The organism is Rhizobium glycinendophyticum, assembly GCF_006443685.1.
Lineage (GTDB): Bacteria > Pseudomonadota > Alphaproteobacteria > Rhizobiales > Rhizobiaceae > Allorhizobium > Allorhizobium glycinendophyticum.
This window is the reverse complement of sequence record NZ_VFYP01000002.1, coordinates 319,360-337,354: the sequence shown is the minus strand read 5'-3', so window position 1 is coordinate 337,354 and position 17,995 is coordinate 319,360. Positions and strand designations below refer to the sequence as shown.

General features: G+C 60.6%; 13 protein-coding genes. 6 read left to right on the top strand and 7 right to left on the bottom strand.

Going from position 1 to position 17,995, the window contains the following annotated elements:
* Positions 1-3: 3 nt before the first annotated feature.
* Positions 4-555 (bottom strand): GNAT family N-acetyltransferase, encoded by a 552-nt coding sequence (locus FJQ55_RS16185; RefSeq protein WP_140829747.1) that lies wholly within the window; start codon positions 553-555, stop codon positions 4-6.
* A gap of 430 nt (positions 556-985) precedes the next feature.
* Here FJQ55_RS16185 and FJQ55_RS16180 point away from each other — a divergent pair, with 430 nt between their 5' ends.
* Positions 986-2,020: an aspartate-semialdehyde dehydrogenase gene (locus FJQ55_RS16180; RefSeq protein WP_140829745.1), complete on the top strand. Its 1,035-nt coding sequence runs from the start codon at positions 986-988 to the stop codon at positions 2,018-2,020.
* A gap of 171 nt (positions 2,021-2,191) precedes the next feature.
* Positions 2,192-3,013 (top strand): lytic murein transglycosylase, encoded by an 822-nt coding sequence (locus tag FJQ55_RS16175; RefSeq protein WP_140829743.1) that lies wholly within the window; start codon positions 2,192-2,194, stop codon positions 3,011-3,013.
* A 105-nt stretch (positions 3,014-3,118) separates the two neighbouring features.
* Here FJQ55_RS16175 and FJQ55_RS16170 read toward each other — a convergent pair whose 3' ends face one another.
* A complete protein-coding gene (locus FJQ55_RS16170; protein ID WP_140829741.1) occupies positions 3,119-3,769 on the bottom strand; it encodes a carbonic anhydrase in 651 nt (216 codons plus the stop codon).
* Between the two features lie 72 nt (positions 3,770-3,841).
* Positions 3,842-4,723 carry a pyridoxal kinase PdxY gene (gene pdxY, locus FJQ55_RS16165; protein ID WP_140829739.1) on the bottom strand — a complete coding sequence of 294 codons (882 nt, stop codon included), beginning with the start codon at positions 4,721-4,723 and terminating at the stop codon, positions 3,842-3,844.
* 189 nt (positions 4,724-4,912) lie between these two features.
* Here pdxY and FJQ55_RS16160 point away from each other — a divergent pair, with 189 nt between their 5' ends.
* Both FJQ55_RS16160 and FJQ55_RS16155 read left to right on the top strand, forming a co-directional pair.
* Entirely contained in the window at positions 4,913-9,700 is a 4,788-nt protein-coding gene (locus FJQ55_RS16160) for an NAD-glutamate dehydrogenase (RefSeq protein ID WP_140829738.1), read from the top strand.
* 98 nt (positions 9,701-9,798) lie between these two features.
* Positions 9,799-11,127 (top strand): MFS transporter, encoded by a 1,329-nt coding sequence (locus FJQ55_RS16155; protein WP_140830057.1) that lies wholly within the window; start codon positions 9,799-9,801, stop codon positions 11,125-11,127.
* Between the two features lie 79 nt (positions 11,128-11,206).
* Here FJQ55_RS16155 and purH read toward each other — a convergent pair whose 3' ends face one another.
* From purH to htpX, 4 genes are all read right to left on the bottom strand, one after another.
* On the bottom strand, positions 11,207-12,823 hold the full coding sequence (purH, locus tag FJQ55_RS16150; RefSeq protein WP_140829736.1) for a bifunctional phosphoribosylaminoimidazolecarboxamide formyltransferase/IMP cyclohydrolase: 1,617 nt from the start codon (positions 12,821-12,823) through the stop codon (positions 11,207-11,209).
* A gap of 100 nt (positions 12,824-12,923) precedes the next feature.
* On the bottom strand, positions 12,924-14,600 hold the full coding sequence (locus tag FJQ55_RS16145; RefSeq protein WP_140829734.1) for a heparinase II/III family protein: 1,677 nt from the start codon (positions 14,598-14,600) through the stop codon (positions 12,924-12,926).
* A 193-nt stretch (positions 14,601-14,793) separates the two neighbouring features.
* A complete protein-coding gene (locus tag FJQ55_RS16140; RefSeq protein ID WP_246085161.1) occupies positions 14,794-16,185 on the bottom strand; it encodes an RsmB/NOP family class I SAM-dependent RNA methyltransferase in 1,392 nt (463 codons plus the stop codon).
* Entirely contained in the window at positions 16,176-17,135 is a 960-nt protein-coding gene (htpX, locus tag FJQ55_RS16135; protein ID WP_140829732.1) for a zinc metalloprotease HtpX, read from the bottom strand. The genes FJQ55_RS16140 and htpX overlap by 10 nt, the downstream gene beginning before the upstream one ends.
* A gap of 120 nt (positions 17,136-17,255) precedes the next feature.
* On the opposite strand from htpX, the gene FJQ55_RS16130 reads away from it, so the two are divergent.
* Positions 17,256-17,459: a DUF1674 domain-containing protein gene (locus FJQ55_RS16130; protein ID WP_140830054.1), complete on the top strand. Its 204-nt coding sequence runs from the start codon at positions 17,256-17,258 to the stop codon at positions 17,457-17,459.
* Positions 17,460-17,511: 52 nt separating this feature from the next.
* On the top strand, positions 17,512-17,961 hold the full coding sequence (locus tag FJQ55_RS16125; protein ID WP_140829731.1) for a thermonuclease family protein: 450 nt from the start codon (positions 17,512-17,514) through the stop codon (positions 17,959-17,961).
* The last annotated feature ends 34 nt before the right edge of the window (positions 17,962-17,995 follow it).

The window sequence follows — 17,995 nt, the reverse complement described above, 5'->3', positions numbered from 1 at the left end:
CTGTTAGGCAAGCGTACCCGGATACGTGGAGAGGTCAGGATTGCTGCTCTGTGCCTCGCCAAGCGGTCTTTGCATGAAGATGGTGTCGAGCCAAGTGCCATGCTTGAAGCCCGTGCCGTCGAGGCGGCCGGCAAAGGAAAAACCGCAGGAGCGGTGGACCGCAACAGAGGCTTCGCTCGCACCTCCAACGACCGCCACAATCTGTCGGAAACCGAGGGCCTCACAGCGTAACACCAGCGCCTTGAGGAGCGCTTTCCCGACCCCCAGGCCGCGCGCCTGCTCGGCAACATAGATCGAATCCTCGACCAGCCAGCGATAGGCGGGTCTGGTGCGAAAAGCCGACGCATAGGCATAGCCGAGCAGTGTGTCCACCTCGTCCACCGCTGCGATATAGGGATATCCCTTCCCGGTGATCGCCTTGAAGCGTGCCGTCATCTCATCGAGATCCGGCGGCACGAGTTCATAACTTGCGGTGCCGTTGAGGACGGCATCGGCGTAGATGGCCGTTACTGAAGGGAGATCGTCAGGCGTCAGGTCGCGAATGGAAAGGACCATGCAGTGCTCCATGGGAAATGCAGTCTTGTTCCATGAGAGCCACGACCAAGCAAGGGCGGGAATGTCATGGGGACAGCGGGCGCTTCTAGCGGAACTGCCGCCTGCCGCTGCCGCACGGCGTTTTCGTCTTCTGTGGCGCGCGCGCGGCTTGACTCGACGCAAAAACCTTGTAATCCCTCGCCGCGAAGAGGAATTCGGTTCATGCACGCTTTCGGGCAGTCCTTCGCGGTCTCAAACCACCTGCAGCAACCTGCTGCCGGCGGCGCATGCATTTCTCTCGCATCCACGACCAAGGCCAAAACGACGACTAAAACCGTCTGACGTCTTCGGCCACCGCTCTCTCCCCGGCACGGCCGGGGACAGGTAAGGCTGCGCACCCTCGCAGGCTTCCTCCTCACCATCCGCGGAGAGACAGAAAGAGAGCATTGACATGGGTTTCAAGATTGCAGTCGTAGGCGCCACCGGCAATGTCGGTCGCGAAATGCTGAACATCCTCTCCGAACGTGGCTTTCCGGCGTCGGAAGTGGTCGCACTGGCGTCCGCCCGTTCACAGGGTACCGAAGTCTCCTTTGGCGACAAGGTTCTCAAGGTTCAGAACCTGGAGCACTATGATTTCTCTACGACCGACATTTGCCTGATGTCCGCCGGCGGCACCATCTCGCAGAAGTGGTCGCCGAAGATCGGCGCACAGGGTTGCGTCGTCATCGACAACTCGTCTGCCTGGCGCTACGACGCTGACGTGCCGTTGATCGTTCCGGAAGTGAACCCGGATGCTGTGGTCGATTTCAAGAAGCGCAATATCATTGCCAACCCAAATTGCTCGACCGCCCAGCTTGTCGTCGCGCTGAAGCCGCTACATGACTTTGCAAAGATCAAGCGCGTCGTCGTCTCGACCTACCAGTCAGTGTCCGGCGCCGGCAAGGAAGGCATGGACGAGCTGTTTACCCAGACCCGCGCCGTCTTCGTTGCCGATCCGGTCGAATCGAAGAAGTTCACCAAGCGCATTGCCTTCAACGTCATTCCGCACATCGATAGCTTCATGGAAGATGGCTATACGAAGGAAGAGTGGAAGGTTCTGGCCGAAACCAAGAAGATGCTGGATCCGAAGATCAAGGTGACCTGCACTGCCGTGCGTGTTCCGGTCTTCATTGGCCATTCGGAATCCGTCAACCTCGAGTTCGAAAACGAGATCACGGCGGATCAGGCTCGCGACATCCTGCGCGAAGCGCCGGGTTGCCTCGTGATCGACAAGCACGAGAACGGTGGCTACATCACCCCGGTCGAATGCGCCGGTGAAGACGCGACCTACATCTCGCGTATCCGCGAAGACGCGACGGTCGAAAACGGTCTCAACATGTGGGTCGTTTCCGACAACCTGCGCAAGGGTGCAGCACTCAACGCCATCCAGATCGCCGAACTGCTGGTGAACCGGGGCCTGATCGCACCTCGCGCCGGGGCCAACTGATCGCATCTCGACGACCGCCCGGCGTTCAGCCGGGCGGAGAACCCTTCTGTCTCATGCGAATGTGATCCACTTTCAGGCATGTGCTGCGCTTCATTAGGGGTTGATTGATGACATGATCATGTTTCGCTGCCATGGTGCGCCCTACTCAAAACAGTCAATGACGAGGCCTTGATGCGACTGAACTTCACATTGTCCGCAGCCCTGATTTCAGTGGTTTCCATATTCGCTGGTTCGGGCTCGGCACTCGCTGCTGCTTGTAGCAATACCTCCGCCGGCTTTGAGCAATGGACAGAAGCCTTCAAGGAACAGGCTGCCGGAGCAGGCTTCAGCCAGCGCATGCTCGACCAAGTCTTCAGCTCCGTCAGCTACAGCCGCAGCACGATCAGCGCAGACCGCGGTCAGAAGAGCTTCAAGCTCTCCTTCGACCAGTTCATGCAAAAGCGCGGCGGGCAGGCGATCATCAGTCGTGGCAAAGGCATGAAGAAGAGCAACGCTGCTCTCTTCGCAAAGATCGAGCGCCAGTATGGCGTTCCGGCCGGTCCGCTGATTGCCATCTGGGGCATGGAAACCGGCTTCGGTTCCTTCCTCGGCAAGGAGCACACCCTGTCCGCAGTGACGACACTTGCCTTCGATTGCCGCCGCAGCGAGTTCTTCACCGATCAGCTTTATGCGGCGCTTGAACTCGTTCAGGCCGGAAATCTCGACATCAACGCCAAGGGGGCGGCACACGGCGAAATCGGGCAGACGCAATTTCTGCCGCGCAACGTCGTTCGCTTCGGTGCCGATGGAGACGGTGATCGCCACATCGATCTCGTGCATTCGAGAGCCGATGCATTGGCCTCCACGGCGAATTTTCTGAAGGGCCATGGCTGGCAGGCCGGTGCCGGTTATCAGCAGGGCGAACCGAATTTTGCTGCGATCCAGGGATGGAATGCGGCTACCGTATACCAGCAGGCCATCGCCTATATCGGCGCTCGTATCGACGCTGAGTAAAGGCTAATCCGGCGCGACGGAGATCTCGTCGCGCCGCACGAATAGCGTGACCAGCCTCGCAGAGGCTGGTTTTCGACAAGACCAGTGCAGGAGACGGTGCTCGGCTCAGCCGTCCTGTCCATCCAGGCGGACGAAGTCGCGTGTCTGCGGGTCCATCAGCCAGAGTTCACCATTGCTGATGTCGAACCAAGCTCCGTGGATGCGCAGCTTGCCGCGCTCCTCCAGGATCTTCACGCAAGGGAATGTGCGCAGGTTGCTGATGGAATTGCGGATCGAGATGCGCTCCAACGCCGTTTGACGCTCGACCGCGGTCATTACGGAATTCCCTTGAATCTGCTCAGCGGCTGGCGCCACCAAGTTCATCCACTTGCCAATGAAGTCACCCGGCGACAGCGGTTCGGCATTCGGGTCCAGAGCAGCTCTTATGCCGCCGCAGCGTCCGTGTCCCATGACAATGATGTCCCTGACCCGCAGGGCCTGAACGGCAAACTCAAGCGCAGCGGACGTCGAGTGGTACTGACCGTCCGGCTCGTAGGGCGGCACCATGTTTGCGACATTGCGCACGACAAAGAGCTCGCCCGGATCTGCATCGAAGATCATCTCGGGCGCCGCGCGGGAATCGCAACAGGCGACAACGAGCGTATGGGGCTTTTGTCCCTGCTCGGCAAGGACGCGGTAACGCTCGCGCTGGTCGACATAGCGGCCACTCATGAAGTTGCGGTAACCGCTAAGGAGGGTAGACGGAAAGCTGCTCATGGATTTCGGCTTACAGGGCATGGGGCCCCAAGGCAACAGTGCGCCGTTGCGCGGGGCGATTCGATGTCTGTCTCAGCCCGGCTTGCGCGGGCGCTGGGCCGGGTGCATCAGGCGACGCATCTGAACCAGCGCCATTGGAGTGGACAGACTGGTGGCATCACTCTCCAGCGTCAGTTCATCGCCGCCCCGCTTTGTGGTTCGGGCCAGGACCTCGAAGACGCTGGCGGTGGCAAGCTGCAAGGCCTTCTCCTCACCCAGACCCTCCAATATGCGCGCCAGAAAGACAGCGGCCAGCAAGTCACCAAGTCCGTTGGGTGGGTTGTCGATCAGGCGATGTTCGGCGAGGATGGCGTTGCGACCGGACAGGAGCAGATTGCCTGTGCCCCCCGTCATCATGGGTATGGCCGATGTCACGAGCATGCGTGGCGGTCCGAGCGAAAGTGCGGCCTCCATGATCGTCTGATTGCTGTTCAAGCTGCTGCCGACCATCCACTGAAGTTCGTAGCGATTGGGAGTGGCGATTTCGGCAAGAGGAATGAGGTGATCGCGAATTGCCGCCGCCGTTTCCTCGGGTATATACAATCCACCGAGGTCACCCATGACCGGATCGCAGACATAAATGAGCCGCGGATTGGCCGCCTTGGCTGCCTGAACCAGTTTAGCGACAGCAGCCGGTTGCGCGGGACTGCCGAAATAGCCCGTGAGGATCGCTGAGACTTCTCCAAGCCAGGGTGCTTTCACCAGATCATCGATCGCGCTCTCGAACTCTGAGTCGGCAAAGCGCAGCCTCGTCGATGGCCCCTTTCCGGGGTGCCATGGCATGACGATCGTGGGCATGGCCCAGACCGGGTGTCCCAAAGTTTCCAATGCGAAGACGGCGGCACGGTTGCCCACCGAACCCCGCACGACATGGCTGGAAATCACGATGACGGCGTTCTGCGACTGCTCATGCATTTTCGGCACTTTCGGATTGAAAATCGATCTTTTGGTTCGATTTGCGTCTATTTTTTACGAGAAAATCGGATTTTTCTCACTTTTCGGAGCGCTTTTCGCCGAATTTGCCCTCATTTTCGATTCATACATACTTTCGCAAAACATTTGCAGAATCATGACGGCTAACAGCCGCTGCCGAAGGAGAGGCACATGACCAGGACGGGCAACCCCAAGCGAGATCACCTGTTGCGATCCGCCGATGAAACCGCCGGCAAGCTGGGAGTGGCATTCATCGCTCCTTCCATGATCTTCGGTCGCGCCAGCAACGACGACCTCGACCGTTACCCTGCCGATATGCTCGCCCACTCCTCGGCACGCGCCGCAGAGGACCTTGCCGCTTGGGACAGGCAAAAACCGCATATCCGTATCGAAACCCTGGCCTCCGTACGACCGAACGGTATTCCGGTCAGCGTGCTCTCGATCGTCGACCACAACAAGTCGTTTCTCTATGACTCGTTGATGGGCGAGGTGACCAGCGCTTACCGCGACATCTACATGGCCATTCACCCCATTCTTGCGGTCACGCCGGACGGCAACGTCTCCCTGTCCAATCCGGACCAGGATCCGGAGGGGGCGATCAAGGTCAGCTATATCCAGTTGCACCTTGCACCTTTGAACCAGGAACAGGCTGAGGAACTCATTCGCCGCATCGACCACGTGCTGGCGCAAGTGAAAATGGCTGCTTCCGACTGGAAGCCGATGCTCGGCCTTCTCGAAGAGGCGCTCTCCGAATTGCGGGCGCTTTCGGCGGGTCGCAGCGAGGCGGAACGCGAGGAGGCCATTGCCTTCCTCGAGTGGTTGCGCAACAACAATTTCACCTTCCTCGGCATGCGCGAATACACCTATTCGGGTGAAGGCGAGAAAGCGACGGTCGAGCGTGATCTTGGTAGCGGCCTCGGCATTCTGTCGGATCCCGATGTGCTCGTTCTGCGCCAGGGCCAGAATCAGGTGACCACTACCCCGGAAATTCTGGCCTTCCTGCAGGGCCCCGATTTCCTGATCGTGACAAAGGCGAACGTCAAGTCCGTCGTCCACCGTCGGGCCTATATGGACTATGTGGGGGTGAAGCGGTTCGGCCCCAATGGCAAAGTCGTCGGTGAATTGCGCATCGTCGGCCTGTTTACCGCAACCGCCTATACCCGTTCCGTCAACCAGATCCCTCTGCTGCGGGCGAAGGTGGAAAAGGTCGTTTCGCATTTCGATTTCGACCCGCGCAGCCATTCCGGGCGGATGCTGCAGAACACGCTGGAGAGTTATCCGCGCGACGACCTGTTTCAGATCACGCCGGAATTGCTGGCGAAGTTCTGCGAGCAGATCAATGATCTCTCCGAGCGCCCACGTGTGCGCGTTCTGCCGCGCATCGACCACTTCGATCGGTTCGTCTCGTTGATCGTCTATGTGCCGCGCGAGGACTATAATTCACTGGTGCGGGAAAAGATCGGCGACTATTTCCGCTCGGTCTACAAAGGGCACGTCTCGGCCTATTATCCGGCCTTTCCGGAAGGTGGCGTGGCCCGTGTCCACATCATCATCGGCCGCCGCGAGGGCACGACACCGCAGATCGAGCAATCGACGCTGGAAGAGGCCGTGCGTCGGATCACCGCGCGTTGGAGCGACAGGTTCGCTTCTCTGGCCGGGGCCGGGGCTCCCCATCTCGATGTGACGGAAGCGTTCCAGGAAGCGTTCACCCCGGAGCAGGCGGTCAACGACCTGCGCCACATAGAAGCGTGCCTCGCCGGTGCGCCGATTTCGCTGGAGTTCCACCAGGTGGATGGGGAGCAGGGCTCCCTGCTCTATCTCAAGATTTTTCATGCGGGCGATCATCTGCCGCTGTCGCGGCGCGTGCCGCTCCTGGAAAATCTGGGCTTCGGCGTTATCAGCGAACGCACCTTCGACATCGGTATCGCAGCCTCGGGGCACCAACGCCAATCGGTGGTGCTGCACGATATGGAGCTTGCAGCTCCCTCATCGATCCATTTCGACATCCGCCAGCACGGAAAACTGCTCGAGGACACCTTCCTCGCAGCCTTCACCGGCATGGTCGACAATGACGGGTTCAACCGCCTTGTCCTGGCTGCCGGCCTGACCGCACGTGAGGCTTCTATCCTGCGCGCCTATGCCGCCTATCTGCGTCAGGCCGGTGCCGTTTACCCGCTGAACTACATGGCGGAGACACTGGTCAAGCATCCGGCGATTGCTGCAGATCTCGTCGCTTTGTTCCGCAACCGTCTTGACCCATCGGCGGCTGCGAAGGCGCGGGAAAAGCGGAACGAACAGTTGCTCGCCTCACTCGAAGGCGGTCTCGGGGCCGTGCGCAGCCTGGACGAGGATCGGATCTTACGGCGCTACATCAACGCCATCGAGGCGACCTTGCGGACGAATTTCTTCCAGAAGGGCTATCAGCAGAGCGCGCGCCCCATGCTGGCGTTCAAATTCGATCCGCACAAACTCGATGGTCTGCCGGAACCGAGGCCTTTCCGCGAAATCTTCGTCTATGGCGTCGAGGTCGAGGGCGTGCATCTGCGCTTCGGCAAGGTCGCTCGTGGCGGCTTGCGTTGGTCCGATCGCGCCCAGGATTATCGCACGGAAGTGCTCGGTCTGGTGAAGGCGCAGCAGGTCAAGAATGCGGTCATCGTGCCGGTCGGCGCGAAGGGCGGCTTCTTTCCGAAACTCCTGCCGCCGCCGAGCGACCGGGAAGCCTGGCTGGCAGCCGGCACCGAGGCTTACAAGACTTATATCCGCACGCTCCTCTCCATCACGGACAATATCGTTTCCGGCAAGGTCGTTCCGCCGGCCGATACGCTCCGGCTCGACGAGGACGATCCGTATTTCGTCGTGGCGGCGGACAAGGGGACGGCAACCTTCTCGGATACCGCCAATGGTCTCGCACAGGCCGCCGGTTTCTGGCTGGACGACGCGTTCGCGTCCGGCGGATCTGCCGGCTACGACCACAAGAAAATGGGTATCACCGCGCGGGGAGCGTGGGAAACCGTTAAGAGACACTTCCGCGAGATCGACGTCGATATCCAGACGACACCGTTTACCGTTGCGGGCGTTGGCGATATGTCCGGCGACGTATTCGGCAACGGCATGCTGCTGTCCGAGCAGATCAAACTGATCGCCGCCTTCGACCATCGCGACATCCTTATTGACCCAAAGCCCGACCCGGCGATCTCGTTCGCCGAACGCCGCCGGATGTTCGCCCTGCCGCGGTCGAGCTGGCAGGATTATGATCGGGCAGCGCTTTCTGCGGGTGCCATGATCATCTCGCGCTCGGAGAAGTCGGTCACATTGACCCCCGAGGCGGCCGAAGCCATCGGCCTGACTACGCAAACTGTGACACCCTTCGACATCATGACGGCGATCCTGCAGGCCCCGGTCGACCTGCTGTGGTTCGGCGGGATCGGGACCTACATCAAAGGGCCGACCGAGACCGACGCGGAAGTGGGCGATCGGGCCAATGATGCAATCCGCGTCAACGCCGACGAAGTGCGCGCGAAGGTCATCGGCGAAGGGGCCAATCTTGGGGTCACCCAGAAGGGGCGCATTGCCTATGCACTGAATGGTGGACGCTGCAATTCGGACGCCATCGACAATTCGGCGGGCGTTAATTCGTCCGACGTCGAGGTCAATATCAAGATCGCGCTCAGCCCTGCGATGCAGGATGGTCGCCTGCCGCGCGAGAAGCGCAATATTCTGCTGGCGGCTATGACGGATGAGGTTGGCCACCTCGTCTTGCGCAACAACTATTTGCAGTCATTGGCCATCTCGCTGACAGAGGCAAAAGAGGCAGGGAATCGCGAGCAACTTAGCCGGCTTATGGATTACCTGGAGGGTCAGGGGCGCCTAAACCGAAAGGTCGAGACGCTGCCGGATGGCGCGGCGGTTGCGGAACGTTATGTCTCGGGCAAGGCGCTGACCCGCCCCGAAATTGGCGTGCTGCTCTCCTATGCCAAGATCGCACTCTTCGATCAGCTGATCGAGTCCGACCTGCCGGATGACCCCTATTGCGAAGCGACCTTGTTCAACTATTTCCCGGCCGAGATGCGGGAGCGGTTTGCTGGCGATATCGCCAATCATCGTCTCCGCCGCGAAATCATCGCGACTGTGCTTGCCAATCACGCCATTAACCGCGGCGGGCCGGCCTTTATCGTCTCCGTCGGCGATGCCACAGGGGGGGCGCCCGACGATGTGGTGAAAGCGGCGCTGGTCACACGCGATGCTTTGGGGCTCAGTGCTCTCTGGGAGAGGCTCGATGCACTGGATGCCCAGATGCCGGGCCAGACACAAAACAGGCTCTATTCCATCGTCTCGGAAGTCTATGTTGCGATGACACGCCTGCTGATCGACACCGGCCTTTCGAAGGGAACGCTCGGAGAGGCTGTCGCGCAGCTTTCCGCTGCCGTGCAGACCGCGACGCCTGTCTTCGCGGCAGCCCTTCCGGCGGTTCTTCGGCAGCATTTCAACGAGCAGATTGCCGAACTCGTTGAAGCCGGGGCGCCGGAAGCCATTGCAACCGAGGTCGTCAATCTACAGACCCTCCAGCTTCTGCCGGAGGTTCTGCAGATCGCAGAGCGCACGGATGCAGATTTCGCGGCGGCCATGCAAGGTTTCTTCGCTGTCTCCGAAGCGTTCAGGATCGGCCGCATCATCGAGAACGCGCGGCGACTACAGCCTTCGGATCACTACGATAGCCTCGCTTTGACACGCAGCCTTGATCGTATCGGTCAGGCACGGCGCCTTATTGTCTGTAAGGCTCTTACCGATCATGCGGATGAAGCCCACCCCGTTGAGGCCTGGCTCGCCGCCGACAGGTCTCAAGTGGAGCGGATCGGTAAGGAGATATCGGCGATCGTCGACAGCGGCGAGCCGAGCATCTCCAAGCTCGCGGTCGCTGCAGGGCTGCTCGGCGATCTTGCGCAGGATCACGCGAGGTGACACTGTCCGGAGCAAAATAGGCTCAGGGGATCATCGTGAACACGCGTGCAGATACAAACCCCAGCCCGGCCCCCATCGACAAGGGGGTGGCGGGCTGGATGTTTTTCGACTGGGCCGCCCAGCCCTTCTTTACCGTCATCACGACCTTCATCTTCGGTCCGTATTTCGTCTCCCGGATGACCGCCGATCCGGTCAGCGCGCAGACTGCATGGAGCAATGCGGCCACCATCTCCGGTATCGCGATCGCGATCCTCGCACCCGTGCTCGGCTCCATCGCGGATCAGTCCGGCGCGCGCAAACCCTGGATCGCCTTCTTCGCGGTGATCAAGATCGCCTGCCTCATGCTTCTGTGGACCGCAGCCCCGGGATCGTCGGTTGCCCTAGTGATGCTCCTGATGATCCTTGCCAGTGTGGCAGCGGAATTCTCGATCGTCTTCAACGATTCCATGATGCCGCGGCTGGTCGGCCAGCAGGATGTCGGACGGATCTCCAACATCGCCTGGGGGCTTGGTTATCTTGGCGGCATGATTGTGCTGATCTTCGTGGTTCTGTTCCTGGCCGCCAATCCGTCTACCGGTCTGACATTGCTGGGTGCGCAGCCGCTGTTCGGGCTTGATCCGGTTCTTGGCGAGGATGCCCGGATCACCGGACCCATTTCTGCCATATGGTACTTCATCTACATACTACCGATGTTCCTGTTCACGCCCGATGCCGCCAAGGGCAAGGCGCTTGGTACTGCCATTCGCTCCGGTTTCACGGAAATCGGGCACACGCTTTCGGAGCTGCGGCATCGGACGCCCGTGCTGCGATTTCTGGTGGGACGTATGATTTATCAGGATGGCGTCAATGGACTGCTCATCCTCGGCGGAGTCTTCGCCGCTGCCATGTTTGGCTGGTCGACGATGGAAGTCGGCATCTACGGCATCATCCTCAACGTCATTGCGATCTTTGGTTGCATGCTTGCCGGTCGGATCGACCGTCTGTTCGGTTCGAAGGTGGTCGTGGTCAGCAGCCTCAGCCTGCTCATCCTCGCCACGCTGGGCATCATCTCCACCGGCGTCGACTTCACATTGTTCGGCCTGGTCAGCCTGCCGGTCGGCACCACTCAGGGTCTTTTCGCCACGCCGGCAGAGAAGGCCTATATTCTCTACGGATTGTTGATCGGTGTCTCCTTCGGACCAGTTCAAGCCTCGTCGCGGTCGTACCTAGCTCGTAGTGTCGAATTGCATGAAGCCGGCCGCTATTTCGGCATCTATGCTCTTTCGGGCCGAGCAACCAGCTTCATGGCGACGTTGTCTTTCTCGCTGCTGACGGCATGGTCGGGTTCTGCGCGGGTCGGCATGGCCAGCATGCTGATATTCTTGACAGTCGGCCTGGCCTTCCTGTGGAAGACACCTTATCCGGCGACGAACACCGCCGAAAGTTGAGTGGAATGCAGACAAAGACAAAGGGCCGGAAGAGTGGTCTTTCAGCCCTTTGTATCTTTAAACTCTAGCGCTGAACGGCTCAGTGACGGAAATGGCGAACGCCGGTGAAGACCATGGCGACGCCATGTTCGTCGGCCGCCGCAATGACTTCCTCGTCGCGCATCGAACCGCCCGGCTGGATGACTGCGGTCGCACCGGCAGCGATCGCTGCGAGCAGACCGTCGGCGAAGGGATAGAAAGCCTCCGACGCCACCGCTGAGCCCTTGGTCAAGGGTGCGGCAAGGCCCAGTGCCTTGGCGGCATCTTCGGCCTTCAGAGCTGCGATCCGGGCGGAATCGACTCGGCTCATCTGGCCGGCGCCAATGCCGGCCGTCTGTCCGTCCTTGGCATAGATCACCGCGTTCGACTTCACATGCTTGGCGATCTTGAAGGCGAACTTCATATCTTCGAGTTCGACCGTCGTCGGCGCTCGCTTGGTGACGACCTTCAGATCGAGATCCTCGACCATGACGTTGTCACGGGTCTGAACCAGCAGACCACCGGAAACGGTCTTGGCCATCAGGCCGCGGGCACGCGGATCCGGCAATGCCCCTGTGGTCAGCAGGCGCAGATTGGGCTTGGCGGCGATGATCGCCTTGGCCTCGTCGGTCACGTCTGGGGCGATGATGACTTCGGTGAAGAGCTTGACGATCTCGGTGGCGGTCGCTCCATCCAGAATCTGGTTCAGAGCGATGATGCCGCCGAAGGCCGAGACGGAATCACAGGCGAGGGCCCGCTTGTAAGCCTCGACCAGGCTCGAACCGGTCGCCACGCCGCAGGGGTTGGCATGCTTGATGATCGCGCAGGCGGGGCCATTTTCTGCCGGGAATTCGGCAACCAGTTCGAATGCGGCGTCCGTGTCGTTGATGTTGTTGTAGGACAGTTGCTTGCCCTGCAAGAGGGTGGCGGTCGCCACCCCCGGCCGATTGTCGCCGGTTACATAGAAGCCAGCGGCCTGATGCGGGTTTTCGCCGTAGCGCATCGCCTCCTTAAGCGCGCCGCCGACGACGCGATAAGCCGGCATCTCGATCTCCAGGGCCTCGGCAAACCAGTTGGAAATCGCGGCATCATAGGCTGCCGTACGGGCATAGGCCTTGGCGGCAAGCTTCTGGCGCAGGGCATAGGTGGTCTGGCCGTCATTGTCCGAGAGAGCGGCGATCACGGCCGGATAATCTGCAGCATCGGTCACGACGGTGACATAGGCGTGGTTCTTGGCAGATGCGCGGATCATGGCGGGACCGCCGATGTCAATGTTTTCCACCGTCGTGGGGTAGTCGCCGCCAGCCTTGCGCACCTGCTCGAAGGGATAGAGGTTGATCACGGCGAGATCGATGGCCTCAATGCCGTGCGCTTTCATGGCCTCGACATGCTCGACGTCATCCCGGATCGACAGCAGGCCGCCATGGACCTTCGGGTGGAGGGTCTTTACCCGGCCGTCCATGATCTCGGGGAAGCCGGTAATTTCAGAGACGTCGATGACCGGGAGACCTTCGGCTGCGAGTGCCTTGTGGGTGCCGCCGGTCGACAGAAGGCGCACACCTCGCTCATGCAGACCGCGAGCGAATTCAACGATACCAGTCTTGTCGGAGACGGAGAGCAGAGCCGTGCGGACACGCACGAGGTCTGGTGCAGGGATCTTCTTTGAAACGACGGCCATGGTGTATCTCCGAGCTTGCGGGGCGCCCGAAGGTGACGTGGGCGCGATGCGGGCGCCCTAGCACAGCTTGTTGCGAGAGGAAACCTTAACCAGCCCTCTGTCAGGCGTGGTGGGTGAGAAACCAACGGATCTCGGGGCCTGCAAAGCGGATTTCAATCTGACGAGACGGTCGGATGCCCGAGACGTCGGCAAAGAACACGTCTTCCTCGAGCGTCAGTTCGCCCAGTGGAATAGAGAAGTTCCAACTTTCGCCGTCGGGTGCCGAAAGTCGCACTTTCTTCGGATCGAGTTGCTCGAGCACGATTGAGGGATGGATATGGAAGCGCGCTATCGCTTCGGCAGAGGGAAGGTCTACGATAGGCTGGCCGTCAGGCTGCAGCAGCCGATCCCGTCCTGCAATCTTATTTCCCGCCTGGTTCATCCGGATTTCCCGCTCGTGCAGGATCCCGAAGCGCTTCAGGTAGCCGTCATGGCGAGCTGAAAGCCGGTCGCTTCCGTCCGGCCCCGACTGGCGCTCCACGTCCACGGCCAAGGGGCCGACGGTGAAGACCGGGCCGAGATAATCCGATTGCATGACTCGCGCCGAGGACACGTCGCCCACCGAGACGGTGCTGTGGGCGGCGGTGGTCCGGGCCAGCTGCCGCAGTTTCTCACCTGCGAAGCGCGGCAGGCCACTGTTGATGATGAAGCGGTTGCGGCCGGAAGAGAGTTCGAAAGACAGGCAGCCGGCATGCGCGCTAGCGGACAGGCGCATCGAGTGCGGCTTGCCTGCGTCGACAAGAAGCACGGTATCTCCGCCCGAAAGTCGGTGGTAACCCCCGTGCGGAAGTGCTTTGAAAGGCTGACCCGCCGTCTCGTCATAGCGCAGGACGCTCATGAGATCGGTTGCCAGCGTCGAGCTCGCTCCGTTAAACAGCGCCAGATCTCCACCGGAATGGCGGAAGAAGCGGACGGCAGGATAGATCCGATCGACTACGGAAATCAGCCTCTGTGGCAGATCGTGGCCGAGATTGATGTAGGTCTGGCGCAGCGGTAGCAGGTCGAAAAGAAGATCGACGCAGGCCTGGGGGTTTCGAGATATATGGGTGCCGTCCGGCAGGATCTGGCGCTCCAGTTCACGGTCGAGTTGGCGGCCGGAGCGGCGAACCACCGACGGTCGCGCCTCAGTCGAAATCGAAGCCATGGCAAGTGCAATCCGTGCCTTTAGGCGCGGCAAACCCTCGGGCAGATGGTCGACCCGGCGCTGCAGGTACCGAAGCTGGCTGTTCAGCGAGCCGATAAAGCGCCGGTAGAAGCCGACTTCTGCTTCCTGAAGGACGACCGGAGAGTGGGAGAGCCAGCTGATGATGCGGCGGGAGACGACCTCGGGATCCCAGGCGATGCCCGTCGCGCGAACGCCATGGAGGCCAATCCATTGGTCGACAATCCACCGGGCATTGTCGCAAGCCTCGGGTGTCTTGTCTGCCCTGATGTGACGGAGCCAGCCGAATCCATGCAGTCGCACCGCGAACTGGTGGGTTGGAAGTTCAAGAGAGAAAGGCGAGTCCCCACCGGCATCCAGCACTCGGCCGGCCAGAGGGTAACGACCCTGCAGGATTTCCTCCGCGACAAAGGGGTCAACTGCGCGCAGGTCAGTCGGAGCGACGACCACCCGGGTGACCTTGAAGCTTCCGATCCCCAGGAGTGGTGGAACGGTAAGGGCAACTGCCTGCCGCGTCCGACGCCATGTCTCGTCGAGATACAGGCCAATCAATTTCCGACGGTCGGTTATCCGCATTCCTGTTCCTGTTACCGCAATCTTCCTGATCGGGCTCTCCGCGGACCAGACCGGTCCGGACGCCAGGACTGATAAAGGCGCCGCGGCGCCTCGGGCGCCATTGATGTCATCTCGACGACAAAGTCATAAAGCACGTGCCGGGCGCTCTCGGAACGCCCGGATGTCTATTCCGCAAAGTTTATTCAGAGATTCGTTAAGTTTTAGCAATCACGCAGGCGTAGAAGCCGTCAAGTCCGCCCTCGCTTGCCAACATGGCCGGGGTCGTCCGGAATTCGCCTCGTGATGTGATGGCCTCTTCGAGCCCGTGCCAGTTGGCGGGATCTACCGGTACGATCTGCAGTTCGGGATGGTCTGCCGTCACCTTGTCGACCAAAAGCTCACCCTCGATAGGGTCGATCGAGCAGTTCGAAAACACGATCCGGCCACCAGGCTTCAGCAATGTGATCGCATGGCGCAGAAGCCGTTCCTGCAGCGCCGCAAGCTTGGCAATATCCGCGCTGTCCTTCGTCCAGAGGACGTCGGGGTGGCGACGTGTGGTTCCGGTGGAGGAGCACGGTGCGTCCAGGAGGATTGCATCGAAGCCCTGCTCGTCTTCGAGCTCAAGTAAGTTGACGCAACGCGTTTCAGCCTGGAACTGCAAGCGATCGAGATTGGCCGAGAGACGGCGAAGTCTCGATTGCGACTGCTCGATCGCCGTCACATGGGCGCCAGCCAGCACGAGCTGGGCCGTCTTGCCGCCTGGGGCTGCGCAGAGATCGGCCACCCGTTTGCCATCCAGGTCGCTAAATAGCTGCGCCGGGATCGACGCGGCAGCGTCCTGCACCCACCATTCGCCCGCATCGAAGCCCTCCAAAGCGGTGATCGTGCCCTTGAAGGGGTCCAACCTGACGGTTCCGGTCGGGAGAACGCGTCCACTGAGCTTCTGCGCCCACTGTTCAGGGTCCGCCTTGACCGTCAGATCAATTGTCACAGGCTCCAGCTGGGCGGCGGCGATCGCCAGCGCATGGTCTTCGCCGTAGATCTCCGTCAGGCGGTCGAGGAACCAGTCTGGCATGCAGGGTACGTCGGAGACATAATCGAGCAGTTCCTGCTTCTCGCGACCGATACGGCGGAGAATTGCGTTGACCAGCTTGGCGAAGCGGCGGCTTCGCGGGTCTCGGTTGGCCTGCTCCACGGCAAGATCGACTGCCGAGTGATCGGGGATATCGAGATAGATCATCTGGGTCGCGGCGACGATCAACAGGTGATGCAAGGCCCGTGCACCTTCCGGGAGCGGGGTGTCGAGAAGTGCCTTGAGGATCAGTTCCAACCGCGGCAGGTGACGCAGGGCCGTCTGCAGGATTGCGCGCACGAGTGCCCGATCGGCATCGTTGAGGGCCGTGAAGGCCGGGTTTCCATGTTCGGCATCGAGCATTCCGTCCAAAGACGTCTTGCGATCAATCACGGCACCAAGGATTCGACTTGCAGCCATACGCGCGTCGAGACCCGGCTTTGCCTCCAATTGGGGACGCTGGCGTTCGCCGCCGTTTCGCGGTCCGTTGCGCTTCGGATTTGGCATGCCTGCGTTTTTGTCGTTCAAGACCACGGTCCTTTGGATGAAGCGCTCGGCCCGCGACCCCAGCCGGTGGTGGGAACGGAACGCGCCTTGCGCGTTGCCTTAACAGCGGGCTCGGGCGGCGTCGATCCCCCCGGGCTAATATCCGTCATGGCGAGCAATGCCTCGATGCGGTTGCGGGTGTCGGGATGAGTTGAGAAGAGGTTGTCCATCCGCTGGCCGTTCAAGGGGTTGATGATGAACATGTGGGCCGTGGCCGGATTGCGTTCGGCCTCGATGTTTTCGATGTGCGACGCATCGCCCGCTATCTTCTGCAAGGCAGAGGCGAGCCAGCGGGGTTGGCCGCATATTTCTGCGCCGCGCCGATCTGCGGCATATTCGCGTGTTCGACTGATCGCCATTTGAACCACCATGGCTGCAAGCGGCGCGACAATCATGGCGAGGATAACGCCGATAAAGCCCAGCGGATTGCGATTGTCCCGGCCGCCGGAAAATAGAAATGCGAAATTGGAAAGCATGGAGATGGCACCGGCGAGGGTTGCCGTGATGGTCATGGTCAGCGTGTCGCGGTTTTCGATATGGGCCAACTCGTGGGCCATGACGCCTGCGACTTCCTCGGGTGTCAGACGCTGCAGGAGGCCGGTAGACGCAGCTACAGCGGCATTCTGAGGATTGCGGCCGGTAGCAAAGGCGTTGGGTTGAGGGCTGTCAAAGACATAGACCTTCGGCATTGGCAGTCCCGCCTTCGCCACCAGATCACGGACCAAAAGGTAGAACTCCGGTGCGGTGCGTTCATCGACCTCCTGGGCCCCGTAGGCGCGCAGGACCATGCTGTCGGAATTCCAATAGGAAAAGAAATTCATCCCGGCTGCGACGACGAAGGCGATCATCATGCCGCCTCGACCGCCGATAAGAAAACCGACGCCCATAAAGAGTGCTGTCATGAAAGCGAGCAGGATGGCGGTGCGCATGGTGTTCATGTCGGGTCCTCCGGCGTGATGCGGCAACGCTACACGTTGCTGTTTTCGTCTGTTGATTTAAAAAGCGGATGCCCCAATTTCAATGTCGGGGCCGAAATTGCGCATCCGAGGTGGCTTACCATGCAAGACGAGCAAGACAGAACACCGGTTGACGAAAGGCCGCGCGAACTGAGCCCGGCCGCGCAGCGGGCACTCGCCGAAGCGGAAGAGCGCCGCAAGAGGGAAACGCCGTTGCAGCCAGTTCCTGAGGTCGGCGGGCGCGGCGGTGCGGATCCAGCACGGTTTGGCGACTGGGAAATCAAAGGTCGGGCAATCGACTTCTGATAAGAAAAAATACCTATTGTGCTTCATAATTTTCGGGAATATGTTCCTTTCTATGAACAAGATCTCGAACATTGCGATTTATTTCCTGTTGTTCGGTTCGGCGACGGGCTCCGAGGCGGCTTCGCGCTTGGTGCATGGACCCGTCAATGCCGAGGTCGTGCGCGTCATCGACGGAGATACGGTTCTGGTCGAAGCGATGCCTTGGCCGGATCAGAGGATCAGCACCTATGTGCGTCTGCGTGGTATTGATGCACCGGAGCTCAAGTCCAAATGTGCAGCATTTAGAGAAAACGCCCGTCAGGCCCAGGAGCAGTTGAGGGCGATGATGGCGGGCCAGCGCCGGGTCAGTCTGACGGATATCTCGGGTGACAAGTATTTCGGCCGGGTGGTGGCCGATCTCAGCCTCGAAGACGGACGGCGACCGGCTGTCCTGCTTCTGGAAGAGGGGCTGGTGGAGCCATATCAGGGCAAGACCAAGCCAAAGCGCCCCTGTCCCGATTGATTGCCAGCGCGCAGCGCTTGTCTTGGCGTCGACC

Coding starts and splice junctions, on each gene's coding strand:
- FJQ55_RS16185 (WP_140829747.1), bottom strand. CDS start 555: ATGGTCCTTTCCATTCGCGACCTGACGCCTGACGATCTCCCTTCAGTA.
- FJQ55_RS16180 (WP_140829745.1), top strand. CDS start 986: ATGGGTTTCAAGATTGCAGTCGTAGGCGCCACCGGCAATGTCGGTCGC.
- FJQ55_RS16175 (WP_140829743.1), top strand. CDS start 2,192: ATGCGACTGAACTTCACATTGTCCGCAGCCCTGATTTCAGTGGTTTCC.
- FJQ55_RS16170 (WP_140829741.1), bottom strand. CDS start 3,769: ATGAGCAGCTTTCCGTCTACCCTCCTTAGCGGTTACCGCAACTTCATG.
- pdxY (WP_140829739.1), bottom strand. CDS start 4,723: ATGCATGAGCAGTCGCAGAACGCCGTCATCGTGATTTCCAGCCATGTC.
- FJQ55_RS16160 (WP_140829738.1), top strand. CDS start 4,913: ATGACCAGGACGGGCAACCCCAAGCGAGATCACCTGTTGCGATCCGCC.
- FJQ55_RS16155 (WP_140830057.1), top strand. CDS start 9,799: ATGTTTTTCGACTGGGCCGCCCAGCCCTTCTTTACCGTCATCACGACC.
- purH (WP_140829736.1), bottom strand. CDS start 12,823: ATGGCCGTCGTTTCAAAGAAGATCCCTGCACCAGACCTCGTGCGTGTC.
- FJQ55_RS16145 (WP_140829734.1), bottom strand. CDS start 14,600: ATGCGGATAACCGACCGTCGGAAATTGATTGGCCTGTATCTCGACGAG.
- htpX (WP_140829732.1), bottom strand. CDS start 17,135: ATGAACACCATGCGCACCGCCATCCTGCTCGCTTTCATGACAGCACTC.
- FJQ55_RS16130 (WP_140830054.1), top strand. CDS start 17,256: ATGCAAGACGAGCAAGACAGAACACCGGTTGACGAAAGGCCGCGCGAA.
- FJQ55_RS16125 (WP_140829731.1), top strand. CDS start 17,512: ATGAACAAGATCTCGAACATTGCGATTTATTTCCTGTTGTTCGGTTCG.